The following is a 22216-nucleotide window of genomic DNA, read 5'->3' as shown; positions in this document are numbered from 1 at the left end:
GGCGGACGCGACGACACATCCGACTACATTCAGCTTCCCGGTACTCACTCTGCGGAAACACGCCGGCGTCCAGGAGCGCGGGACGGCCCGCGGCCTGCTCCACGAGGCGGGTCAGATGCCCCCGCCTACCGCAGGCTCGCCGTGTAGTCGGCGAACCGTTCGTCCACCTGGTCGGGGGTGAGGCCGAAGTCTTCGAGCGAGTACCGGTGGGCCGGCTTGGCGGCGCCCGTGGAGCTCTCGTTGTGCAGCCGCGTCATCGCCGTCCGGGCCTCGCCGGTGAACGGCAGGCCGAAACGGCGGTAGACGCTCTCGACCGTGCCGATCGGGTCGCGGACGAAATCGTCGTAGTGGACGTCCGCGAACCGGGCGGGATCGTGCCGGGCCCGCTCTGCGCGGAACCGCTCCAGGCCGCGGCTCCACAGGTCGAGCTGGTCGCGGCCGACCGTCGCGCCGGTGAACACGTCCGACCATCCGGCGGTGGCGTGCGCGGCGAGGCTGCACATGGACGCCATCGCGGTGCGGGGCGCCCGGTGCGTCTGGACGATGAGCGCGTCGGGGTAGACGTCGAGGAGCGCGTCCAGCGCGAAAAGGTGGCTGGGGTTCTTCAGCACCCATCGCCGGCCGGCGTCGTTCAGGCCGATGAGCTGGAGGTTGCGGCGGTGCCTGCGGTAGGCGGGCGTCCAGTCCTGTCCGGCGAGCCAGGACGAGTAGGCCGGCAGGTGCGCCAGGCATTCGAAGGAGATCGACAGCATGCTCTGCCGCAGGAGCTGCCAGCACTCCTCGACCGAGTCCGCGGAAATGTAGTGGACGCCCATGAACTCCGGGTTCTCGACGTGGTGGCGCCGGTATCCGGCGTCGATCGCCTGGAAGACCGGGTCGTCCGCCCATGTCCCCCGCGGCGGGCGCGGCTGCGGCACCTCGGCGAGCCACAGGTCGAGGCCCTGGTGGGCGGGGTCGGCGGTGAGCAGCCGGTGCAGCGCGGTGGTGCCGGTCCTCGGCAGGCCGGTGACGAAGATGGGCCGCTCGATGGGGACGTTCGCGTGGTCGGGATGCCGCCGCCATGCCGCTTCGGAGAACTGCCGGGCGGCCAGGGCGCCGCGCAGCATCGCCCGCTGCGCCCTGTTCCCGAGCGGGGTCAGCCCGGCCTCCCCGGCATAGGACTCCAGGAGCACCTTCAGGCCGTCCAGGTACTCGTCGCCGCCGAAGTCGTCCATGCCGGTGATCTTGCGGGCGGACGCGTGGAGGTCCTCGACCGTCCCGACACTGTCGCGGGTCATCGATGAGCCTTTCCCTAGTGGTGCCACTCGCCGGAGTTGACGTCCAGGCATTGCCCGGTGACCGCGCGGGCCAGCGGCGACAGCATGAACACCACGGCGTCGGCGATCTCGTCGGGTTCCGGTAGTTTCCGCAGATCGGTCGTGGCGGCGTTCTCGTCGTACACCTGCCGCGCCGTGACACCGCGCTTCTCGGCGAGGTGGTTGAAATACCACTGGAGGTTCTCGGCCCAGATGTAACCCGGCGCGATCGTGTTGACCCGGATGCCGCGCGGCCCGAGCTCGGTCGCCAGGTTCTGCGCCATCGCGAGAAGCGCCGCCTTGGCCATCTTGTAGGCGCCGAACGTCCGCCGGGAGTGCCGCAGGACCGCCGAGTTGATCATCACGACCGACCCGCCGCGCTCTTCCAGCGCGGGGACGAACAGCCTGGTCAACCGCAGCGCGGCCAGCACGTTCGTCTCGAACCCGGCCCGCACCGCATCGAGATCGACCTTGGTCAGGTCGGTCAGCGGCGGCGTCGCGAAGGCGTTGTTGACGAGACCGTCCACCCGTCCGAACGACTCACGGGCCGTCTCCACAAGGTGCTCACAGGCAGCCGGGTCGTTGATATCGGTCGGGACGGTGACGGCGCGACGCCCCATCTCCTCGACCGTTTTCGCGACCTCGGCAAGCCGCTGCTCATTCCGCGCCGCGAGCACCACATCGGCCCCGGCCTTGGCGCACTGCACGGCGAGCCCACGTCCCAGCCCAGGCCCGGCACCGGAAATGACGACGGCCTTGCCTTCCAGAAGTCCGGTCATCAGCCGAGCATCCTTTTCGCGACGGCGACCTGACGGGCCGCGATCCTCGCCTGCCATTCCTCCTTGGTGACACGCTGCCGCTCATAGAAGGGGAGGCGTTTCGGCAGCTCGTCGAACTTCACGACCTCGGCGCTCGGACCGTCCCCGGGAGCGAGATCACGCGAGAGCCGCTGCCAGCGGAACTGCAGGTATCCCCGCCGATGCCCGGTCCGCTCGATCCAGTTGGCGAGGCCGGGATCACGCTCGCTGACGACGTACCGGATCATGCCGTCCTCGTCCACACGGGCCTGGTCGGCGGTGAGGCTGGTCTGGTGGTTGATGTAGTCGAGCGAGACGTACCACATGCTGCCGAGCTGGAATCCCTGGTAGGGCGCCACTTCCCGGTCGGCGGCCGGCGCGGTGATGACCATGACCTCGTCATCGTCCAGGTCGTAGTGGCCGACGGACGAGAACTGCGTGGCAAGCCCGCCGGGCGTCGGACGGGGCTCGGTCAGCGTGTTGACCGGCAACCGCAGGTAGTGCCATTCGGGGAAGGCCAGGAAAGTGCGAATCCTGGACACCAGCATCTTCCCGGCCACCTGGTAACGCCGCGCCATCCGCTCGGCGGGCACGGACGGCGGGGACGTCCCGAGCGTCTCGGCCCGGTGAATGCGGATCTCCCCGGGCCGTTCGTTCTCCCAGTCGCTGAACACCTCCCGGACGATGAGCATCGCGGCCCCGGAAGGGAGCGTGACGTAGCCGGGGCCCGCGTCAGCCCTGGGCGGGCCGAAGCGGAGCTGGAACGTCCCGTCCTCCGCGATGTCGAGCTCGCGATCATCGAACGCGGTGAGGCTGTCGGGTGACTGTGTGGGCGAGTAGTCACCGTTCATGACCTGGAAGCTGAGATCGGCCGTGGTCCCCCGCCGTCCGGTCACCACGTACTCGGCGTCGTCCCGGATGTAGGCGTGGAAGTACAAGGTGTCGGGGTTGTCGAGCCCCAGCTTCGTGTACGGGCCGGTGGACGACGCGAAGAACGGATAGTCGTGCTGGTAGGCGCCGACCATGTGCAGGGACGCCTTGATGCTGCCGGCGAGGTAGTCAAGCCCCTCGGCGAGGTCCTGGTCGGTCTTGGCGTGCGGCGCGTTATGGATGATCCGTTCGGCCTCGACGATCGCGTCGGCGAACGAACGCGTCGCCGCGTCGAGAGGGTCGGTCTTGCCTTCGGCTGAGTCGGTGGGCACCGTGCTCTCCTCGGGACGCGGGCGCGAACGCCGTCGGAATCGCGAGAGACCGGACACTAGAACTCGTTCTAAGCCCAGGTCAATGCCTCAGTCCCGGTCAATGGGAGGTGGTGAATTTCAGGCTGGGGACGTCGTCCAGCGACACCATGTACTCGTACGTCCGCCGATGGCCGGTCTTCTCGACGACCCATCGCCCCTCCCCGTCACGCCGGTAGACGTCGTGGTAGAAGGCGGCCCCGCGGATGAGCAGCCGATGCTCGGGAATGATGATCGTGTCGTCCAGCGACCACACCCCGGTGGCCCGGTCCCCGTCCACGTCGATCTCGGGACAGCCGGCCGTATGCGTGCTGATCTTCCCGTCGTCGAGGTTCTCCCGCATGTACTGGATGATCGCGTCCCGCCCCTCCAGCCGCAGCGTCCTCCCGAGCACCGGGGTGTCGTACTCCGCGACCGCGTCCGCCGCGAACACCCCGGCGAACTCGTCCCACAACTTCAGGTCGACGCACCGCAGATACCGGTGCTTCAACCGCCGAATCTCTTCCAGGGCAACCAGATCCATGCGCCCAAGACTGACCGCTCCCGCCGACAAAGACAAGAACAAGTTCTACTCAGGTCGTCACGCCCCGGCACCGCCGGTCACCCGGGGGCGTCGCCGGACGCGGGGAACGCCACGGTTCCGGCGATGCCCCCGGGCCGCCCGGTTCGCCCCGCCGCGCCGGGCGAACCGGCGGTCGCTTCCTCCTCCCGAACGATCAGAGCCTGAAAGAGCCGGGAGCGGTGTAGTACTTCTTGGAGATCTTCTTCGCGGTCGCCCGTGCCGCCGGGTCCGTTCCCGGTGTCGCCACCACGCCCCCGACCGAGTTGGAGAACCAGCACAGGAAAGCGCACCGATCATGCGCTCCGCCCGCAGGCGTCTCGGCGGCATAGGCCGCCTGCGTCCTCATCCACGAAGTGTCGATTTTCTGGACGCAGCCGAGCTCGGCGATCCCCCACGGAATGTCCTTCGAGGCGGCGAACTTCACCGCGGGGCCCCACAGTTTCTTGCCGCTGCCGGTGTTGGAGTAGCCGTCCACAACGTAGACGTCCACGTAGCCGTCACCGGGCCACAGCTCCGCGTAGGTGCTGCCCTTGTTCGGATGCTGCCCGGACCACGCCTCCACGATCTGCGCCGTGTACACCCGGGGCTTCCCCACGGACTTGACGATCTTGCAGAAGCGCCGGAACGCCGGAAGATACTCCTCAAGCGCGAACTTCCCCCCGCGGATCTTGGCGTCCGGCTCGTGCCAGCAGGTCAGGAACGCCACATGCGAGTCGGGGATGGACTGCACGAACCCGCGCAGCCTCTTGTCGAGCGCCTTGTCCGCGAGCTGCTCCAGGTCGGGTTTGCACGACCACACCGACGCGCGCTTCCCCACGTCGATGCCCGCGACCGACTCGGCCCAGCTCTTGGGGAGCTTCTTCTCATACGACCGGCGAACCGTGAACGGCCCGGCCGCCGCGTCCAGTGCCGCGAAGTCCTTGCCTGACAGGGACATGCTGCTCGCTCCGACGAGCATCCCGCTCCGCTTCTTCACTCCAGGTCCTCCCGCGCCATCGACGTGACCAAAGGACCCCCGTCCTGGACCACCGGACACTGTCGGGACACCGATCCCGGATAGACCAGAAGCTCGGTACCCAGGTTCGCAAGAAGGCGAGGGACCGTTCCATGCCCACACCCGTGAGCCCCACGGACCCCTTGGCCAGGAACTTCTCCCCTCCAGGCCCACCCCGCCCGACACCCCAACCCCGCCCTCCCCGCACCAACAGCCGCGTTGGTGAGGCGTCCGGCCCCGTTCCACCCGGCCGGACGCCTCACCATCACGGTCACCACCAACGTCCCCCAGGACGGCAAGCACACCAATATAAAAACAACCCCCGCCAACTCCGATGCCCTCACGAGCACCTTGCCGGCTACGGTACCTACCGCGACCAACAAGGAGAGCTGAGAACCTCAATGAACCTGGAACATCTACAAGCGCAACTGAACGATCTGGCCATCGAAATAAAAAGATGGGACGAACATCGGCAGCACCTCTCCCATAAAGAAAATAATGAGGGTGGCGCCTACACCGAGTGGCACGACTCCGATGACTGGGCAGTAGAAATCGTTCGCTCGATGCAACAAATCCTTGGCGATTCAGCCATCGCCACGCCGACAACCTCCTCTCTTCCGCCACCCACTCGGCAAAATCGATGATCGCCGCACACAGCAAGTCGCTCAGTCTGGCAACGCCCCCTCCACGGCTGTTCCAAGATCATGATATGAGGGCGGGTGACGGGTCTGTTCGGGAACGTGTGCGGGCCCGGAGGAACCAATGCGCGGCGACCAATGGGATGACGCCGACGGGGTACCAGGCAACATCAATGAGGTCGAACTGGGCGCCTAGCAGCTGGCGCGCGAGCCAGCTGCGTTGGGAGAGTGCCGCGGGTATGGGGGTGAGCTGTGCAAACTCGATGAACCAGCAGTATGCGATCGCGGCGCTGCCGGCGGGCAGTGGGGAGATCAGCGGCCATATGAAGATCACTATCGTGTAGACGATGGCCGCGGACAAGGCGGCGCCTGAGTACTGTTCGATGGGCCCGTCCATCGTGGCGCGGATTGCGAAGGCCGCGCCTGTAAAGCCGGCTGCCGATACCACCATCAGCAGCCGAGTCCAGCGCACTGCGAGCGACATCGCGCAATCATAAGTGGCAGCGCGGCTAAGGTGGCAGCTGGTCTGCTGAGCTTGGACGGGCCACAGCTGCACCGCTGCCAAGGCCGGGACAGCAACCCGATGGGTCTCTCACTCGGCGCGAACGTCGCCAAGCAGCGAGTCCAGGCTGGCTGCTCGACGAGATCCTGACGTTCTTCGCCCTGGTCCTCGTCGAACACCGCGCTGTCGCGGGATATCGCGATCTGATCACTGATGGCGCGTCGGGCCTGGTATGTGAAGAAGCCCCGGCTGCAAGGGGCTTGCCACAGTCCCGTTGTCGCCGGAGCTTCTTCATGGTCGAGTGTGCCACCATCGCTGCCGCGCCCGTGCACAAGCACAGCATCGTCTCTGTCCCACTCGCGGATGCGTGCTGTGACCTGCTGGAACTGTTGCGCGGGGTGTCGGACGGCCGCTCGGATCAGGGCCGAGATCATCCGGTGGCGGCGGTGCTGGCGCTGTCGGCGGCGGCGACCGTGGCCGGGATGCGCGGCTACACCGCGATCGCCGGATGGGTCGACGACGTGCCCGCCGGGGTGCTGGCCGATCTGTACATGCAAGCCGGTGCGGCACCGGCAGGCCCGCCGTCCAAGACCACGATCTGGCGGGTGCTGACCGACGCCGACGGTGTGGCGTTCGACGCCGCGATCGGTGCCTGGCTGATGAACCACCTGCTGAACTGCGCCGCAGCATCCGCCCCCTGCGCCGAGGACGGGGCCGAGCCGATGCAGGTACGTCTGGACGGCAAGACCGTCCGCGGTGCCAAGAGCGCCGATGGGAGTCAGTTGCACCTGCTGGCGGCGGTGGCCGGCCCGCCGGGTCCGGCACCGGTCGCCTCGGTGGTCGTCGCCCAGGCCCAGGTGCCCGACGCCAAGCCCAAAGAGACCACCGTCGCAACCTCGGTGCTGGCCCAGATCGACCTGAACGACAAGGTCGTGACCGCCGATGCTCTGCACACGGTGAAGGCCACCGCCACCTACATCCACGCCCGCGGCGGCCACTTCGTGTTCCCGGTCAAGGAGAACCGCCAAGCCCTGTTCGATGCCCTCGACGCCCTGCCCTGGCGTGACACCCCCGTCGCCCACACCGAAACCGACCATGGGCACGGCCGCATCACCACTCGCACCATCCAGGTCCTGCCCGCCCCACCGAACCTGCCGTTCCCGCACGTCAACCAGGTGTTCCTCATCGAACGCTACGTCACCGGCCCAGACGGAAAGCCGATCTCGTCCATCGCCCAACTCGGCGTGGCTAGCCCCACCGCCGACCAGGCGACCGCAGCCGATCTGGCCGGCTACGTCCGCGGCCAGTGGACCATCGAAGTGCTGCACTGGCTCCGCGACACCACCTGGCGCGAAGACAACTCCACCATCCGCACCCGCTCCGGCCCGCGCATCATGGCCTCGCTCCGAAAACCTGGCCATCGGCGCCCTACGCCTGGCCGGACGTACAGACATCACCGAAGCCACCCGCTGGGCCTGCCGCAACATGACCAGGCCCTTCACTATCCTCGGCCTCACCTAACCGATCTTGGAACGGCCGTGACGCCCCCTCCGACCAGGACAGCGACTTCGGCGACTCGACCAACCTGGACACCACCTGCCCGACAACGATGGACGGGACGCGCTACTTCCCTTCTGCGCGGTCACGAACGGCCTGCCTGTGGACCACGAGCCTGTAGCCGGAAAGCGGGACCCCGCACTGAGACATCCAGTAGCCCTGCCCCCTGCGCCCGGGCAGGATGTCCAACTTCGGCCGCGCCGACTGCTGACGAAGCCGCGAACATGTCCAAAATGTCAACTCATGCCGGCACAATACGGGCATGGTCACGTCCACCAGGCTCGCCGTAGGTCAGGTCGTCCGGTACCCGGAGCCTCCCAACCAGGAGCCGGAGTACCTCGATGGTTATCGAAACTTCTTCAATCTGACCGCAGCCCCCGGACTTCCTCGACTGATCATGAACCGAGGCATCGACCACCCGGCGGCCACCTCCGCTCCCGAAGGCAAGCGGCGGTCAGTGATCCTCCTGCGCTCCAACCCTCTCCAAGCGGGTTCCGCCAAGACACCATGGCATGACGTAATCGCCCTAGAGAGAAGGAAGGTCGTCTACTACGGCGATCACCGAGCCGATACGGCAGGTCCACTCGGGAGCACGCGCGGTAACGCTGCGCTCTTGCGGGCAGCAGAAGCGCACACGTCCAACGAAGCAGCCGTACGTCGCTTGGCAGTCCCACTGCTGATCTTCAGGTCAGTCGAGGTAAAAGGACAACCCAAGGGGTATCTCGAATTTTGCGGCCTGGGAACCATAGACAGCGTTACCGCCATCCAACAAGAAGATCCACGGAACCGGACTTCATTTTCAAATTACGTATTCAACATCTCACTCCTCGATCTTTCTTTCGAGGGAGGTTGCCTGGACTGGCGTTGGCTCAACGCACGGCGAGATCCTGATTCAACTCTCGAAGAGACCCACTCTTTCGCTCCGCGCGCCTGGCTCTCCTGGGTAGGCGCACAGAAAACTACGAATACCTCGGAAAAGAAAGATGCAGGAGCAAGCGTGAGGTCGCCAGACTGGGCCTGGGATGAACTCATCCTGGCATGCGCACTGGTTTACCGAAATAATTGGCGCGAGATAAAGCGTAACGACCCAAGGGCAGCGGAACTATCGAATCTACTACAGAAACTACCCATCCATCCGCTGGAGAGTCGCGGGAAAGATTTTCGCAACGTCAACAGCATCCAACGCAAGACTGCGAACATCGTCACCGCCCATCCAAACTATCGGGGCGCGGCAACCAAGGGAGGGCGAGCCACGCAGGAGGTTGTCAAAGCTTTCCTAGCCAATCCCGATAAAATGCTCGCCGCCGCAGACAAACTCATCGAGCTCATAAAATCAGAAGACAGCGACATCCGCGCCGCATTGGCCACACCTAATCCCGACGAGGAGGAGACGTCAGCACGGGAAGGCCGAATCCTGGAGCGACTTCACCGGTACAGGGAGCGCAATCGTAGCTTGAGAGCGGAAAAAATTAAATCGGTGCTGGCTTCCGACGGCAAGCTCGTATGCGAGGTCTGCCGCTTTGACTTCACCAAGTTTTATGGGACGCATGGTGATGGATACATTGAGGTGCATCACGTCGTCCCTCTCCACGAAGCGGGTGAGTCCGAGACGAAGCTCAGCGACCTGGCGCTTCTCTGCGCCAACTGCCACCGCATGAGTCATCGCCGTCTTGAGGCGACAGGCACTTGGCCCACACCGGAGCACCTACGCGCACTGATCCGATAACTAATGTCGTTGGCGCAATTCGCCAATCAACAATTTTCGTGGTCCCATCCTCGTCATCGCAGCGCACTGAACGGATTCACGCGCCAATGGAGGCGAATGAGGGCAGGCTCGCACAGTTCCTAAATTTCGGACAGCCTACTGTGGGGCTTCGGTGAGGCGGATCGCGTCACGTAGTGCCGTGGGCGGGACGACGAGCAGGCCGCGATCGGGATCCTTAGAGTCTCTGATTCCGATGCCGCCGGGCAGTTTGGCCAGTTCAACGCAGGTTGCGTCGTTGGCGCCCCCGCTATGGGAGCTCTTGCGCCACTGCTCGGTCATGGGTACGTCTCCAGACAGCGTTCCGTCAGGGAGCCTCAGTTGCCGCAAGGCGTACTGGGGTTATGGCTCGATGTCCATGAAGTCTGCTAGGTCGAGCATCGCTTGTGAGGGCATACGAGGTCGCGTCTCCAGTAGCTCACGGGTGATGTCGCGGCCGTACTGCTGGTAGCGCAGCCATGACGGGTGCTCCGTGCGAATGGTCTGCATGATTTCCGTTGCTTTTTCTGGGTCGCCTGTTTGCATCTTCGCGCGTGCGAGGTCCAGGCGGTGACGGTCCCAGCCGGAGGTGTTTCCGGCACCGACGTCTCGCGGGATGTCCCGTGCCAGTTCGAGCGCGCGGTCGGGACGGCCGTTCAGCAACTCGACTTCTGGGACCAGCAGCGCCGGGGTGAGAGGGCCGAACGCCACGTGCCCGGCGAGATCTTCGTGCTGGCGGCCGAGGCGGGCACCGGCCGCCCCGGCGGCGCGACCGTACTCGCGGGCTTCTCCAGCATGGTTGTTGCGGCCACGGCCACGCAGCCAGAAGCAGCAGGTTGACCACGGGGCGGCGGTGGCGGGGGCCGGTTAGCGGGAGTAGCCGAGGTGGTCGGGCTCGTTCCAGATGTTGAGTTCCTCGTCCTGGGCAGAATCGGCGTCTACCCAAGGGGGAGTTACGCCACGGCGCCTTGTGCATCCTCGGCAAGGCGGATCGCATCACGCAGTGCCGCCGGCCGGACGACGAGCAGACCGCCTTCGGGATCCTTGGAATCCCTGATGGCAACCCCACCGCACAAGCCTGCTACCTCGATACATGCCGAATCGTCAGCACCGCCGCTGTAGGAACTCTTGCGCCATGCCAGGATCATGAGTACTTCTCCAGATACCGCTCGATGAGAGCGCGTGAGCCGTCCTCGGAGAGGGCTTTTGCGCTGATGCGGTCGAATTTAGTACAAAACTCCCTCACCTCGCTCGGTCCTTCGATCAGGCGCCCGCCGCCCTGAGCTCCCGCGTATGCGACGTCCCGGCAGTCCAGACTCATGATCTGGAGATAGCCGTCTGCTCCGAGGTGAGCACCGGCTTCGAAGGGGACGATCCTTGCGATGATGGTGGGGACGTCGACCATCCTGCGGAGATGCTCGAGCTGCGCCTTCATGGGCTTCTTACCGCCTACGACGGTGGCCAGCGCACTCTCGTGCATCAAGACCCAGAGGAGTGCCGGGTCATCGCGGCCCAAGAGGGTGCTCTTACGCGCGACCCGTACCGTCTGCTCCGCCTCGAAATCCTTGGCCGTCCCGGCCCGGACGTAGGCCCAGGTGTACTCGTCGGTCTGGAGCGGGAGCGGGATCACCTGGCCGTGGTAGAGCCGGATCTGGTCGGCCTGCCTCTCGTACTCGGTGTACTGGCGGAACCAGTCGGGGTTGTGCGCCGTCCGGGCGAACCACAGGAGCAGCTCGAACAGGCGGCCGGTGCCGAAATGGCGGTCGATGAGCTTGGCGTGGTCCTCGTGGATCCGGTGCCGGCCGGCCTCCATGTTCGAAACAGTGGAGCGGGCGGCGCCGATGATCTTCCCCCACTGGGTCAGTGAGAGCCCCTCCTTCTCCCGGAAGAACCGTAGGTAGTACGAGAGCAAGTGCCACTGGGAGATCTTGGGGTCGAGTGGATCGCGGACCTTCGGCATCGCCCCTCCTGTGTTTTGTGTTCTTGGAAGTAAAAGCGACCCTAAGCACATCGCCTCATTCTTGGGAAGCGGAATCACCGATCAAAATCTCAGGAAGGAGAGGGCAAGCATGATTGCCGAACCAAATTGTCTACTTATGTCCATGCTTGCTGTGAAGGCGGCTCCCGGGATGGCGCGGACATTCATCAAAGCCCGTCTCCACAAGTGGAACTACACGCATATTTCGGACGATGCATGTCTGATTACGTCCGAAATGGTGACGAATGCGGGTGCGCCAGCTTCGCCCGGCGGCGAGATCCGTTTTCAGGTCAGCCGGGACGGCGCCGGCGTCCTCCTCGCCGTCTGGGACTCCGCCCTCACCGAGCCGCAGGCCCGGCCGGTCGTCGAACTCACGCCCGAGACGCTCGACCTGTCCGAGGAGAGCCGCAATGGCGGCCGGGGGCTGCCCATCATCAGCGCGCTCACCGTCGAGTGCGGTCACTGCCCCGCCCCGTCCGGCGGCAAGTGGGCCCGGGGACGGTTCAAGCCATGACGGACGCAAGCGGGCACGGGGAGAGTGGCGGGGCGGTCGTTCGGGCGGGGGAGGTGCCGACGCTTGTTCTGGAGGCGGACGAGCGGGCGCCCGGGGTGGCGCGGCGGTTTGTTGGCGAGCAGTTCCAGCAGTGGGATCTCGGGGACGCCTACACCGCGCAGCTCATCGCGTCCGAGCTGGTCACCAATGCGCTTCTGCACGGGCAGGGGCCGATCGTCGTGCGGGTGTTGCGGGACGAGCGCGACGGCATGCCCGTCCTCGAAGTCTGGGATGGCGGGGACGGGCTCCCGGTCGTCCGGCCGGAGAGCGACACCGCCGTCAACGGGCGCGGGCTCCTCATGGTCGCCGGTCTCGCGGAGGACTGGGGCACGCGTCCGCTGCTCATGAAAGGGAAGATCACGTGGGCCAAGTGCGGGCTCTGAGCGTCCGGGCCGAGCGGCAGGTGCTCCGCCTGCGCACCCGGATGGGCAGGCGGACCGCTACGTACCATCTGGACGCGCTGGCCTCCGCCCTCCAGGCGAAAGGGTGGCGCTTCGTCAAGTTCTACCGTCCCGAAGAATTCCCGAGCCCGCTGCCCATGCTGTGGGTGCGCGCCAGTGCCACGAACGAAGTCGGCCTTATGGTCTCCGTCCGGGCCACCCCGGGCGGGACGTGGGGCTACTACGACACGCTGCGCGGGAGGCAGGGCTACCTCTGGCCCTGCGGGGACGCGGAGTCGGCCGCCGAGCAGATCGACCTCATCCTCAAGTTCCCCGGCACCTGGTAGCCGCGACGGCTCCTTATGGTGGCAAGTGTGAGGAGGTGGTGACGGGTGCTGACGCCTGAGCAGGTGCGGGGGCTTTCGGCGCAGGAGCGGGCCGAGTTGTTGCGGGCTCTGCTCGCGGCCAGGGAGGTGGACCCGCTGGAGGAGCCCCGGTACCGGCGGCGGCGCGGGGTCGTGCTGGTGTTGCTGGTGGCGTGTTGTGCCTGGCTCGTGCCTTGGACGGTGGTACTGGGTTTCACGCTGCCGCAGCATTTCACCGCCGGGCAGTGGGCGGTGGCCTGGATCGGGTTCGATGTCGGGTTGACGGTGGCGATCGCGGCTACGGCGTTCGCGGTCTGGAAGCGGCTGCAGATCGCCGTTTTCGGGCAGCTCATCAGCGGGACGCTGCTCCTGTGCGATGCCTGGTTCGACGTGTGGCTCTCGTGGGGGTCGAGAGAGTTCGTTCTGAGCGTCGTCACCGCACTTGTCGTGGAGTTGCCGCTGGCCGTGGTGTTCTTCTTCGGGGCTCGGCGGCTGGTGCTGCTGACCGTCCATGCCCTGTGGGTACGGGAAGGCCGGGCCGGGCCGGAGCCGCGGCTGCGGGATATCCGGCTCTTCGGCGTCGAGAGATGACCCGGCTCGTAATGTCGGTGGGTCTGCCTACAGTGGACGTGTGGCTGAGGACCGTGTTGCTTGGGACGAGCTCTTGGCGGCGGGGTTCCTGCATGGGGCGCGGGAGGCTCACCGTGAGGCAACGCTTGCCCTGTTCGGGGGCCTGAGCCGCGCGGCGGGGTTCAAGGAGCGGACGTACGGCGTCGGCGCGTTCGAGCTCCTGGAAAGCCACCTCGACCGCGTTTTCCGCAGGGATCTGCCGAAGCAGGTCGTCCGGGACGATCTGAACGGGTCGCCCGGGTGGCGGTACGGCCCGTACCGCGTCCTGCTCAAGCGGCACGAGTTCGGGAACGTCCGGGGCATCCGGTGGGATCGCGCCAGCCCCACCAAGCAGGCCGTGGCGCGGCAGAGCTACCGGGAAGACCCGCAGCTGGCGCTGCCGCTGGGCCTTGAGGCGCGCGACACGCCCGGCGTCGTGACCTTGGTTCTCGCGCACAGCGCCACCGACGAACCTCTGGAGATGGAACTCTTCCTGGGGCGACCCAGGTGGAACGCTGACGGCGGGGCGGCCTGGCACTGGGTGAAGCCCGTCGATGACGCCATCGGGCCCGATCCACGGCGTAAGCTCGTCGAGCGGACGATGCCGCTGTGGGACGACCACGAAGACGTCCCGATGCGGCTCCGCGGGGAGACGAAATCGGCCTAGCAAAGGGTGGCTCGGGTGCTGTTCGACTGCGAGCGGCTGACGCTGGCCCGGCGGCTCAGGGGGTTGCGGAAGAACCAGCTCGCGGACGCCGTGGGGACGACGCCGAAAGCGATCGGACGGTACGAGGCGGGTGTCCAGATCCCCGAGGAGCCCGTGCTGAAGCGGCTCGCCATCGCGCTGGGGGTGCCGGTCGAGTTCTTCCAGGGCGGGCGTAGCTCCGTTTCGATGGACGGGGCCCATTTCCGGTCGCTCAGGTCGACCAGCCAGATCGAGCGGGACCAGGCGCTCGCCTACGGGCGCATCGCCACCGACGTCGTCGCCGCGCTCGAAGCCCTCGTCGACTTCCCCGAGGTGGACCTGCCCGAGTACCCGGTGTCGCCGGACGAGATCGCCGGCCCCGGCCCCGTGGAGGCGGCCCGGCTCACCCGGAAGGCGCTGCTGGATCGGCCCGGCCCGGTGCCGCATGTCGTCCGGCTGCTCGAAAAGCACGGCGTGATCGTCCTCGTACTGCCGCAGGCCGCGGAAAGGGTCGACGCGTTCAGCGTGGGCGTCCACCCGAGGCCGATGGTCTTCTTCAACCCGGCCAAGGGCGATTACTGGCGTAACCGGTTCGACGCGGCCCATGAGCTGGGACATTTGGTGATGCACGCCGACGCCGAGCCGGGCGAAAAGGTCGTCGAAGACCAGGCGCATCGGTTCGCGGCGGAATTCCTCATGCCGGAGCATGATATCGCCGGTGAATTGCCCGGCACCGCCGACTGGGACCACCTGGCCCGGCTCAAGGCGACGTGGGGCGTCAGTATGGCGGCGCTGCTCTATCGGGCCCGCACGCTCGGAATCATGCAGGAGACCGCGTACCGGAACGCGATGAGCGCGATGAGCTCGCGGGGCTGGCGACGGCACGAACCCGGGCCGGGCAAGCCCCTGGAACAGCCCACGATGCTGACCCGGGCGATCGAGATCGTGGGCCAGGCCGGCACCGACCGGGACCGCGTCGCCGAGCGGGCCCGGGTGACGCGGGCCGATCTGGATCTGCTGGTTCCGGAGCGGTGACACCCCCGAATGGAACGGTCCCTAATCGGGGACTCGGTTACATATCTATGTCGGTAAATTTCCTGCACATCTATCATTGTTCGTGAGACCCTCCGATGGTTGTCGGGGCGTACGGGACGTACGGGACGCTGGAGATCTTGTGCTGGTCAATCGGCAGGCGGGGCCGACCGCGTTGCGCATGCAGATCGGGGCGCGGCTACGGCGGATGCGCGAGGACAACGGCATCGGGCAGGCGGAGGCGGGGGAGGCGATCCGCGCGTCGGCGTCCAAGATGAGCCGGCTGGAGCTCGGGCGGCACGGGTTCAAGGTCCGCGACGTCCTCGACCTGCTCGACCTCTACGGCGTCCACGACGAGGACGAACGCGAGAGCTTCCTCGAACTCGTCCGGGCGGCGAAGAAACCCGGCTGGTGGCAGAGCTACGGGGACGCGATCCCCAGTTGGTTCGAGCAGTATCTCGGGCTTGAGCAGTCGGCGACGACGATCCGCACCTATGAGGTGCAGTACATCCCGGGCCTGTTACAGACCCGCGACTACGCGCGGGCCGTGATCGGGCTCGAACACCACGACGCGGCCTACGACGGGCTCGAACGGCGGCTCACCGTCCGGATGACCAGGCAGCAGATCCTGCACCGGCAGGTCGGGCGAGCCACGCTGTGGGCGGTGATCGACGAGGCGGCGCTGCGCAGGCCGATCGGCGGGCGGGACACGATGCGCGCCCAGATCGAGCACCTGATCACGGTGTCGGAGGAGATGCCCAACGTGCGGCTGCAGGTCCTGCCGTTCGCCGCGGGCGGGCATCTGGCGCTCGGCGGGCCGATCACGATCGTCCGGTTCGCCGCGCACGACCTGGAGGACGTGGTCTACCTGGAGCACCTGACCGGCGCCCGCTACCCCGAGGGGCAGGAGTCCGCCCGCTACCAGAAGATCATGGACACGCTCGTCATCCGCGCCGCCCGCCCCGCCCGCACCACCGCCTTCCTCAAGGACCTGCTGAACGACTACTGATCCCCCGCCGGGACCAGGCATCCCCCTCTCCGGCGGGAGGCACTCTCTGCGGAGGCCGCAATAGCGTCGCCCGCAGATGTCGATCAAGCGGGCGGTGGCAGGGTGAACACATCGGCGGCGGTCGTCGCGTTCGTCGCGGGGACGACGGTCAACACATGGGTCATGGCGGCGGGCGCACGGAGGCTCCTGGACACCCGGTTCTCCCCGCTCCGGACGGTCGCCGCTGACCCGTCCACGGTCCATTCGCACCCCGATCCCGATCGAACATACGTTTGATCAGAAGGGGTACAGTGGGGGCATGTTCCAAGGGTCGCTGCTGGACCGCGCGGACGAGAGCGGCCCGCGTCCGCTGAGTTCGGCGCGGCGGACGCGGCTGGCCCACGGCGCCTGGGTGGACGTTCTCCCCGGCTGGATCCCGGGGGCGGACGCGCTGTTCGAGCGGCTGCTCACGTCCGTGCCGTGGCGGGCCGAGAGGCGCCGCATGTACGAGAGGGTCGTGGACGTCCCCCGCCTGCTGGCGTTCTACGACGAGGGCGCACCGCTCCCCGACCCCGTCCTGGACGAGGCGAAGGCGGCGCTCGACGCCCACTACGCCGCCGAACTCGGCGAGCCGTTCCGCACCGCCGGCCTCTGCCTGTACCGGGACGGACGCGACAGCGTGGCCTGGCACGGCGACAGGCTCGGCCGCGGCGCCACGCACGACACGATGGTGGCGATCCTGTCGGTCGGCACCCCGCGAAGCCTGGCGCTCCGGCCACGCGGCGGCGGGCGGATCATCCGCCACGACCTGGGCCATGGCGACCTCATCGTGATGGGCGGAAGCTGCCAGCGGACGTGGGATCACGCCATCCCGAAGAGCGCCCGCGTGACCGGCGCCAGGATCAGCGTCCAGTTCCGGCCGCGCGGCGTCCGCTGATCATCAACACCGCCCCCGCCTCATGGCACCATGACCATGATTCGCGAGGAGGCCCGTTGCTGCGTCTGGTCGTGTCACAGACCTCCCCCCGGGCGTATCGGACGGTACTGGACGCGCTGCGGGCGCCGTTCGGTCCGGCCGGGCGGCAGATCGTCATCGAGCCGGGGCAGTACCCGAACACCGGATTCCGCACCCCGGGCGATGTCGTCCTGACGGCGGCGGGCGGGCCGGGTTCGGTCACCCTGGACGGCGCGGCGGACGCGACGGTCGAGCTGACCGGGAACGTCACGCTGCAGGGCCTCATCGTCCGGAACTGGAGCGCCGAGGGCCTCGCGCTGGACGTCATGGAGGGCAGTGTCCTCGCCGAGCAGTGCGAGTTCGTCGCCCGGTCGGAGACGGCGGCCGTCCGGGTGTGGCGGGGCGGCCGGCTGGCGCTGCGCGGCTGCCGGGTCCGCGACGCCGGGGTCGTCTACTCCGGCGCGTCCGGGATCATGGAGTCCACCGATGTCTCCGGGACCGTCGGCAACGCGGTGGCGCTGCGCATGGGCAGCTCGGTGACCGTCCGATCATGCCGGGTGGACGGCGCGGGCGGCCACGGGATCTGGGTGACGGAGGGCTCGAAACCGCTGATCGAGCAGTGCACGATCAGCGACCCCGCGGCGGCCGCGATCCTGGTGGACGACCGGGCGGACGCCGCCGTCCGGAACACGGCGCTGCACGGCTCCCGGCAGTGCTCGCTGGTCGTCCGGGACAACGCGTCCGCGCTGGCCGAGGACTGCCTGGTCAAGGACGCCGGGGTCGATGCGGCGTGGGTCACGGCCGGCGGGCGGCTGACCGGCCGGCGGCTCCGGGTGGAGTCGCCGCACCGCCACGGGATCGTCGCCGACGAGGACGGCACCGGCACCTTCGAGGACTGCGCACTCCTGGACGCGGGTGAGCACGGCGTCGCCGTCGGCGAGCGGGGCCGCGTCACGGTCGTCCGGGGGCGGGTGGAGCGCGCCGAGCAGGGCGGCATCGCCGTGGGCGCCGGCGGTCACGGGACGGTCGAGGGCACCACCATCACCGGCAGCAAGATCATCGGCGCGGGCGCGGACCCCGGTTCCGACCTCACCCTGCGCGACTGCACGGTGGTGGAGACCGGCGGGCCGGGCCTGTGCACCTCGACGACGGCACGCGTCCACATGGACGGGGTGACGAGCGAACGCAACGCCGCGCCGGACAAACTGGGCTACGAGGAAGAGGACCCCGCAGAGAGCACAGCGGAGGCCACCGCGGAGGCGTCCCCGGCGGCGCCGCGGGCGCCCGAGCCGGACGGCGCCACCGCCGACGGCCTGCTCGCCGAACTCGACGCGATGATCGGCCTGGCCGCGGTGAAGCAGGAGATCCGCAAGCTGACGAACCTGCAGAAGGTCGCCGAACGGCGCCGCCTCGCCGGGCTGCCGCCGGGTCCGGTGATCGGCCGCCACATGATCTTCGCGGGCCCGCCCGGCACCGGCAAGACGACCGTCGCGCGGCTCTACGGCCGGATTCTCGCCGCCCTCGGCGTTGTCGAGAAAGGCCAGGTCGTCGAGGTGACGCGGGCGGATCTGGTGACGCGGGTCATCGGCGGGACGGCGCTGAAGACGACGGAGGCGTTCGACCGCGCACGCGGCGGCGTGCTGTTCGTCGACGAGGCGTACACCCTCTCGCGCATGGCCGACACCGGTCACAATTTCGGTCTGGAGGCGATCGACACCCTCGTCAAGCTGATGGACGACCACCGCGACGAGGTCGTGGTGATCGCGGCCGGGTACCCGGCGGAGATGCGCGAGTTCCTGGCCGTGAATCCGGGCCTGTCGTCCCGTTTCTCCCGGACGGTCGACTTCGAGCACTACAGCCCCGCCGAACTGCTCCAGATCACCGAGTCGCAGGCCGACAAGAACGGGTACCGCTTCTCGGCCGACGCGCGGGACGCCGTCCTCACCCACTTCGCGTCCGTCAAACGGGACACGGGGTTCGGCAACGGCCGGGCGGCGCGCCGGGTGTTCGAGGCGGCGGTGGAGCGGCAGGCGCAGCGCCTCGCCGACCTGCCGGACCTGCCGTCCGGGGACGAGCTGAGCCTGCTGCTGCCCGAGGATCTCGACGTCGGCACCGGCCTCGCCGCGCGGTTCGGCGAGGCACGGGACGCGGGCCAGGCGGCCGGCGTCCTCGCCCGGCTCGCCGCGATGACCGGGCTGGACGAGGTGAAACGGGAGATCGGCGACCTGCTGGACCTGCTGGCGTCGGCGCGGCGCCGCCGGGCGGCCGGGCTGGAGGCGGAGCCGTTCACCGGGCACCTGGTCTTCGCCGGGCCGCCGGGGACGGGCAAGACGACCGTGGCCCGGCTGTACGGGGAGCTGCTCGCGGCCCTCGGCGTCCTCGCGCAGGGCCAGGTCGTCGAGGCGGCACGCGTCGACCTGGTCGGCCAGTACGTCGGGCACACCGCGCGGAAGACGGCGGACGTGTTCGACCGCGCACGCGGCGGCGTGCTGTTCATCGACGAGGCGTACACGCTGTCGCGGCCGGCGGGGACGGGCCACGACTTCGGGCAGGAGGCCATCGACACCCTCGTCAAGCTGATGGAGGACCACCGCGACGAGGTCATCGTGATCGCGGCCGGATACACCGCCGAGATGGACGGTTTCCTCTCCGCCAATCCGGGCCTCGCCTCGCGTTTCGCCCGGACGCTGACCTTCCGTCCCTATGCCGTGGACGGTCTCGTCTCGATCTTCCTCGGCAAGGCGGAGGCGGCGGACTACCTCGTCCCGGACCCGACCCGGGCGGCGCTGGCGGAGCACTTCGAAGCCGGCGCCGACCGCTTCCGGAACGGCAACGGACGCGAGGTCGACAAGCTGTTCAGGGCCGCCGTCACCGCGCACGCGCGCCGCACCGAACGCCTCGCCGAAGAAGGCGCGGAACTCACGACGGAACAGCTCGCGACCCTCCTCCCCGAGGACATCACCGCGTGATCGCCCTCGCCGAGATCACCGCCGCGACCGAAGCCCTCCTGGCCAGCGCGGCCCGCCTCGATGACGACGGCGTCCGCGCGCCGTCCCTGCTCCCCGGCTGGACGCGCGGCCACGTCCTCACCCACCTCGCCCGCAACGCCGACGGCGGCACCCGCCTGCTCACCTGGGCGCGTACCGGTGTCGAGTCCTACGAGTACCCCGGCCTGGAGGCCCGCGCCGCCGAGATAGCGGAAGGCGCGGGCCGCCCGGCGGACGCCCTCCTGGCGGACGTCCGGGAAAGCGCCGACAGGTTCGCCGAGGCATTCACCCTCATGCCGGACGAGGCGTGGGAGCGCACCGTCCAATGGACCACGGGCGCCCGCCACCCCGCCGCCCGAGCCGCCGACGCACGCCTCACCGAGGTGCTCATCCACCATGTCGACCTGGACGCCGGTTTCACGCCCGGCGACTGGCCCGCCGGCTTCACCGCCCGGTTGCTGGTGAGCGTCACCGCCTCCTTCGCCCGCCGTGACGACGCCCCGAACCTCCGCCTGTACGCCACCGACACGGGCCAAGAGCACGGCAACGGCGACCTCGTCGTCACCGGCCCCGCAACGTCCCTGCTGGCCTGGCTCCTGGGCCGCTCCCCCGGCACCGCCCTGACCGGCGCCGAGGGCATCGAGATCCCCTTCCTCTACTGACCATGCGTCCCGTCCGGGTGCGGGCGGGGTCAGGTTACGGGGCAGGTGGTGGCCCGGTCGGGGAGTCGCAGGGAGATCAGGTAGCGGTCGATCGTGTCCCGCGTGCAGAGACCCCGGTTGTAGGTGCCGTGGCCGGCGCCCTCGTAGGTGAGGAGTGTCGCCGTCCGGCCGAGCTGGCGGGCCACGTTCTGGGCCCACGGGTACGGGGTCGCCGGGTCGTGGACGGCGTTCGACAGCAGGATGGGCGCGCCGCCGTGAACGCGGAGGCGATGCTGCGGGTTGCGGACGGGCTGCGGCCAGCCGAGGCACGTGGAAACCGCCATGGCGGGACGCGCATACGTCATGTCGGGCGCGACCTTGGCCGTGTGCCGCATCAGCTTGGCGTAGTGCTTGTAGTCGCGGACGGGCAGGCTCCAGTCCGAGCAGAACTGCGCGGTGAAGTTGTCCGTGGCGGTGGCCTCAGCGGGCGTCTTCGCGGGCTGCGGCGTTCCCTTGGGAGGCTTGCTCTCGTTCAGCGTGGCCAGGATCGAAGCCAGCTCCGCCCAGTCGGGGCCGTAGAACTTCTTGTAGGCCATCAGCACCAGGTGGAATTCCGGAAGCGGCCGCCCGGGGGCCGTGGGGTCGGACAGTTCGCCACGTGCCGCGCGGGCGCGCAGGTCCCGCCAGACGGCGCGGACGTCCTTACCGTGTAGGACGCAGCTCTCCGTGCGGTTGCACCAGGCGACGAACTGGTCGAAGGAGTCCTGTGCCGCGGCCAGTTCGGATACCAGGAACCGGCGGGTGCTGCGGACGCTGTGGTCGACGACGCTCTCCAGGACCATCGCGCGGACGTGCTCCGGGAACGTCTCGGCGTACATCTCGCCCAGGAGCGTCCCGTACGAGCTGCCATGGAAGGTCAGTTTCGACTCGCCGAGCGCGGCGCGGAGGGCGTCCACGTCGCGGACGGTGCTGAGCGTGTCGGCGTGGTCGTAGAGCGGTCCGGTGCGGGCCCGGCAGTCGGCGCGGAGGCGCGCGTTGTGGGCGAGGGCCGCGGCGAACTGCTCCGAGCTCTTGATCATCGGGGACGGGCGGGCGCCGAGGAGGGCGGCGGAGCAGGTGACCGGCTGGCTGGCGCCCACCCCGCGCGGGTCGAAGCTGACGATGTCGAAGTGTTTGCGGAGTTCGTCGCTGAACCGGTCGATGCCTCCTTCGAGTTCGGTGACACGGTCCACGCCGGAGTCACCCGGTCCGCCGGGGCCGAACACGAGGGTGCCGATGCGGGCGGCCGGGTCGAGGGCCTTGCGGCGCGCGATCGCCAGCCCGAACGTCGGCCCGCCCGGGTGCGACCAGTCGACCGGCAGCCGCAGGGTCGCGCATTCGGCTCCGCCGTCGGGCCCGCACGCCCTCCAGCCGATCGTGGACGTGGCGGGTGCGGCCTCGGCCCCGCCCGCCCGTGCGGGGACGGACGCCACGACGAGCGCGAGGCCCGTCACGGCGGCCGTGCCCCAGGCGGCGGCCCGGTGTCTGCGCAGCATGTGTCCTCCGGTGAAGGGACGTCAGAGGGGAGATCGGCCCGCCTCGGCGGGTCACTGACGATCAAGCTAGGGGCCGGTCCTTCACCGGAACAGGGCGATCAGGGACGGTTCAGGGTCCGCTCAGGGTCCGCTCAGGGTGCCCCGAATACGAGCCGGGCCGCCCGCCGTCCTGTCAAAGCTCGCC

26 protein-coding genes are annotated in these 22216 nt (G+C 68.3%); 15 read left to right on the top strand and 11 right to left on the bottom strand.

Features of this window, described 5'->3' with window-relative positions:
- Positions 1–125: 125 nt before the first annotated feature.
- The 5 genes from ACQP1N_RS03305 to ACQP1N_RS03285 form a co-directional block, all read right to left on the bottom strand.
- Positions 126–1277: a sulfotransferase family protein gene (locus ACQP1N_RS03305; protein ID WP_433229042.1), complete on the bottom strand. Its 1152-nt coding sequence runs from the start codon at positions 1275–1277 to the stop codon at positions 126–128.
- Between the two features lie 14 nt (positions 1278–1291).
- Positions 1292–2074 carry an SDR family oxidoreductase gene (locus ACQP1N_RS03300; protein WP_433229040.1) on the bottom strand — a complete coding sequence of 261 codons (783 nt, stop codon included), beginning with the start codon at positions 2072–2074 and terminating at the stop codon, positions 1292–1294.
- Positions 2074–3294, bottom strand: a complete 1221-nt coding sequence (locus ACQP1N_RS03295; RefSeq protein WP_433229039.1) for a hypothetical protein — start codon at positions 3292–3294, stop codon at positions 2074–2076. The genes ACQP1N_RS03300 and ACQP1N_RS03295 overlap by 1 nt, the downstream gene beginning before the upstream one ends.
- Positions 3295–3391: 97 nt before the next feature.
- A complete protein-coding gene (locus ACQP1N_RS03290; RefSeq protein WP_067796532.1) occupies positions 3392–3853 on the bottom strand; it encodes a nuclear transport factor 2 family protein in 462 nt (153 codons plus the stop codon).
- A 193-nt stretch (positions 3854–4046) separates the two neighbouring features.
- Positions 4047–4868, bottom strand: coding sequence for a hypothetical protein (locus ACQP1N_RS03285; RefSeq protein ID WP_433229038.1), 822 nt, complete (start codon positions 4866–4868; stop codon positions 4047–4049).
- 419 nt (positions 4869–5287) lie between these two features.
- On the opposite strand from ACQP1N_RS03285, the gene ACQP1N_RS03280 reads away from it, so the two are divergent.
- Positions 5288–5530, top strand: coding sequence for a hypothetical protein (locus ACQP1N_RS03280; RefSeq protein WP_433229037.1), 243 nt, complete (start codon positions 5288–5290; stop codon positions 5528–5530).
- A 58-nt stretch (positions 5531–5588) separates the two neighbouring features.
- Here the strand turns inward: ACQP1N_RS03280 and ACQP1N_RS03275 are convergent, their stop codons facing one another.
- Positions 5589–6008 (bottom strand): DUF2809 domain-containing protein, encoded by a 420-nt coding sequence (locus ACQP1N_RS03275; RefSeq protein WP_433229035.1) that lies wholly within the window; start codon positions 6006–6008, stop codon positions 5589–5591.
- 311 nt (positions 6009–6319) lie between these two features.
- Between ACQP1N_RS03275 and ACQP1N_RS03270 the strand changes: the two genes are divergently transcribed.
- Positions 6320–7873 carry an ISAs1 family transposase gene (locus tag ACQP1N_RS03270; protein ID WP_433229033.1) on the top strand — a complete coding sequence of 518 codons (1554 nt, stop codon included), beginning with the start codon at positions 6320–6322 and terminating at the stop codon, positions 7871–7873.
- Complete coding sequence (locus ACQP1N_RS03265; RefSeq protein WP_433229032.1) at positions 7846–9309, top strand: HNH endonuclease; 1464 nt, start codon at positions 7846–7848, stop codon at positions 9307–9309. The genes ACQP1N_RS03270 and ACQP1N_RS03265 overlap by 28 nt, the downstream gene beginning before the upstream one ends.
- 135 nt (positions 9310–9444) lie before the next feature.
- On the opposite strand, the gene ACQP1N_RS03260 is transcribed toward ACQP1N_RS03265, so the two are convergent.
- Positions 9445–9627: a DUF397 domain-containing protein gene (locus tag ACQP1N_RS03260; RefSeq protein ID WP_433229030.1), complete on the bottom strand. Its 183-nt coding sequence runs from the start codon at positions 9625–9627 to the stop codon at positions 9445–9447.
- A gap of 60 nt (positions 9628–9687) precedes the next feature.
- Complete coding sequence (locus ACQP1N_RS03255; protein WP_433229029.1) at positions 9688–10035, bottom strand: tetratricopeptide repeat protein; 348 nt, start codon at positions 10033–10035, stop codon at positions 9688–9690.
- Here ACQP1N_RS03255 and ACQP1N_RS03250 point away from each other — a divergent pair, their 5' ends adjacent.
- A complete protein-coding gene (locus ACQP1N_RS03250; protein WP_433229028.1) occupies positions 10036–10164 on the top strand; it encodes a hypothetical protein in 129 nt (42 codons plus the stop codon).
- Between the two features lie 113 nt (positions 10165–10277).
- On the opposite strand, the gene ACQP1N_RS03245 is transcribed toward ACQP1N_RS03250, so the two are convergent.
- Positions 10278–10472, bottom strand: a complete 195-nt coding sequence (locus ACQP1N_RS03245) for a DUF397 domain-containing protein (protein WP_433229027.1) — start codon at positions 10470–10472, stop codon at positions 10278–10280.
- On the bottom strand, positions 10469–11284 hold the full coding sequence (locus tag ACQP1N_RS03240; protein WP_433229026.1) for a helix-turn-helix domain-containing protein: 816 nt from the start codon (positions 11282–11284) through the stop codon (positions 10469–10471). The genes ACQP1N_RS03245 and ACQP1N_RS03240 overlap by 4 nt, the downstream gene beginning before the upstream one ends.
- Positions 11285–11426: 142 nt before the next feature.
- Between ACQP1N_RS03240 and ACQP1N_RS03235 the strand changes: the two genes are divergently transcribed.
- The 11 genes from ACQP1N_RS03235 (at position 11427) to ACQP1N_RS03185 (ending at position 20518) form a co-directional block, all read left to right on the top strand.
- Positions 11427–11816, top strand: coding sequence for an ATP-binding protein (locus ACQP1N_RS03235; RefSeq protein WP_433229025.1), 390 nt, complete (start codon positions 11427–11429; stop codon positions 11814–11816).
- Positions 11817–11869: 53 nt separating this feature from the next.
- Complete coding sequence (locus ACQP1N_RS03230; protein WP_433229023.1) at positions 11870–12238, top strand: ATP-binding protein; 369 nt, start codon at positions 11870–11872, stop codon at positions 12236–12238.
- Positions 12226–12582 (top strand): hypothetical protein, encoded by a 357-nt coding sequence (locus tag ACQP1N_RS03225; protein ID WP_433229022.1) that lies wholly within the window; start codon positions 12226–12228, stop codon positions 12580–12582. Before ACQP1N_RS03230 ends, ACQP1N_RS03225 begins: the two co-directional genes overlap by 13 nt.
- 45 nt (positions 12583–12627) lie before the next feature.
- On the top strand, positions 12628–13191 hold the full coding sequence (locus tag ACQP1N_RS03220) for a hypothetical protein (RefSeq protein WP_067796516.1): 564 nt from the start codon (positions 12628–12630) through the stop codon (positions 13189–13191).
- Between the two features lie 40 nt (positions 13192–13231).
- On the top strand, positions 13232–13876 hold the full coding sequence (locus tag ACQP1N_RS03215; RefSeq protein ID WP_433229020.1) for a hypothetical protein: 645 nt from the start codon (positions 13232–13234) through the stop codon (positions 13874–13876).
- A gap of 15 nt (positions 13877–13891) precedes the next feature.
- Positions 13892–14929 (top strand): XRE family transcriptional regulator, encoded by a 1038-nt coding sequence (locus ACQP1N_RS03210; protein ID WP_433229019.1) that lies wholly within the window; start codon positions 13892–13894, stop codon positions 14927–14929.
- A 139-nt stretch (positions 14930–15068) separates the two neighbouring features.
- On the top strand, positions 15069–15935 hold the full coding sequence (locus tag ACQP1N_RS03205) for a helix-turn-helix domain-containing protein (RefSeq protein ID WP_433229017.1): 867 nt from the start codon (positions 15069–15071) through the stop codon (positions 15933–15935).
- 102 nt (positions 15936–16037) lie between these two features.
- Complete coding sequence (locus tag ACQP1N_RS03200) at positions 16038–16211, top strand: hypothetical protein (protein ID WP_433229015.1); 174 nt, start codon at positions 16038–16040, stop codon at positions 16209–16211.
- Between the two features lie 22 nt (positions 16212–16233).
- A complete protein-coding gene (locus ACQP1N_RS03195) occupies positions 16234–16851 on the top strand; it encodes an alpha-ketoglutarate-dependent dioxygenase AlkB (RefSeq protein WP_433229014.1) in 618 nt (205 codons plus the stop codon).
- 56 nt (positions 16852–16907) lie between these two features.
- Positions 16908–19838: an AAA family ATPase gene (locus ACQP1N_RS03190; RefSeq protein ID WP_433229012.1), complete on the top strand. Its 2931-nt coding sequence runs from the start codon at positions 16908–16910 to the stop codon at positions 19836–19838.
- Positions 19835–20518: a maleylpyruvate isomerase family mycothiol-dependent enzyme gene (locus ACQP1N_RS03185; RefSeq protein WP_067796501.1), complete on the top strand. Its 684-nt coding sequence runs from the start codon at positions 19835–19837 to the stop codon at positions 20516–20518. Before ACQP1N_RS03190 ends, ACQP1N_RS03185 begins: the two co-directional genes overlap by 4 nt.
- A 29-nt stretch (positions 20519–20547) precedes the next feature.
- Here the strand turns inward: ACQP1N_RS03185 and ACQP1N_RS03180 are convergent, their stop codons facing one another.
- On the bottom strand, positions 20548–22032 hold the full coding sequence (locus ACQP1N_RS03180) for an alpha/beta hydrolase (RefSeq protein ID WP_433229011.1): 1485 nt from the start codon (positions 22030–22032) through the stop codon (positions 20548–20550).
- Positions 22033–22216 lie beyond the last annotated feature (184 nt).

The sequence above is a fragment of the Actinomadura formosensis genome (assembly GCF_050948385.1).
Classification (GTDB): Bacteria; Actinomycetota; Actinomycetes; order Streptosporangiales; family Streptosporangiaceae; genus Spirillospora; species Spirillospora formosensis.
This window is presented reverse-complemented; position numbering and strand designations above follow the sequence as displayed.

What these genes read in the sequence shown, in the direction of transcription:
- ACQP1N_RS03290 (WP_067796532.1), bottom strand. Translation starts at nt 3,853, where the DNA reads ATGGATCTGGTTGCCCTGGAAGAGATTCGGCGGTTGAAGCACCGGTAT.
- ACQP1N_RS03260 (WP_433229030.1), bottom strand. Translation starts at nt 9,627, where the DNA reads ATGACCGAGCAGTGGCGCAAGAGCTCCCATAGCGGGGGCGCCAACGAC.
- ACQP1N_RS03195 (WP_433229014.1), top strand. Translation starts at nt 16,234, where the DNA reads ATGTTCCAAGGGTCGCTGCTGGACCGCGCGGACGAGAGCGGCCCGCGT.
- ACQP1N_RS03235 (WP_433229025.1), top strand. Translation starts at nt 11,427, where the DNA reads ATGCTTGCTGTGAAGGCGGCTCCCGGGATGGCGCGGACATTCATCAAA.
- ACQP1N_RS03245 (WP_433229027.1), bottom strand. Translation starts at nt 10,472, where the DNA reads ATGATCCTGGCATGGCGCAAGAGTTCCTACAGCGGCGGTGCTGACGAT.
- ACQP1N_RS03300 (WP_433229040.1), bottom strand. Translation starts at nt 2,074, where the DNA reads ATGACCGGACTTCTGGAAGGCAAGGCCGTCGTCATTTCCGGTGCCGGG.
- ACQP1N_RS03305 (WP_433229042.1), bottom strand. Translation starts at nt 1,277, where the DNA reads ATGACCCGCGACAGTGTCGGGACGGTCGAGGACCTCCACGCGTCCGCC.
- ACQP1N_RS03265 (WP_433229032.1), top strand. Translation starts at nt 7,846, where the DNA reads ATGGTCACGTCCACCAGGCTCGCCGTAGGTCAGGTCGTCCGGTACCCG.
- ACQP1N_RS03270 (WP_433229033.1), top strand. Translation starts at nt 6,320, where the DNA reads ATGGTCGAGTGTGCCACCATCGCTGCCGCGCCCGTGCACAAGCACAGC.
- ACQP1N_RS03240 (WP_433229026.1), bottom strand. Translation starts at nt 11,284, where the DNA reads ATGCCGAAGGTCCGCGATCCACTCGACCCCAAGATCTCCCAGTGGCAC.
- ACQP1N_RS03280 (WP_433229037.1), top strand. Translation starts at nt 5,288, where the DNA reads ATGAACCTGGAACATCTACAAGCGCAACTGAACGATCTGGCCATCGAA.
- ACQP1N_RS03180 (WP_433229011.1), bottom strand. Translation starts at nt 22,032, where the DNA reads ATGCTGCGCAGACACCGGGCCGCCGCCTGGGGCACGGCCGCCGTGACG.
- ACQP1N_RS03275 (WP_433229035.1), bottom strand. Translation starts at nt 6,008, where the DNA reads ATGTCGCTCGCAGTGCGCTGGACTCGGCTGCTGATGGTGGTATCGGCA.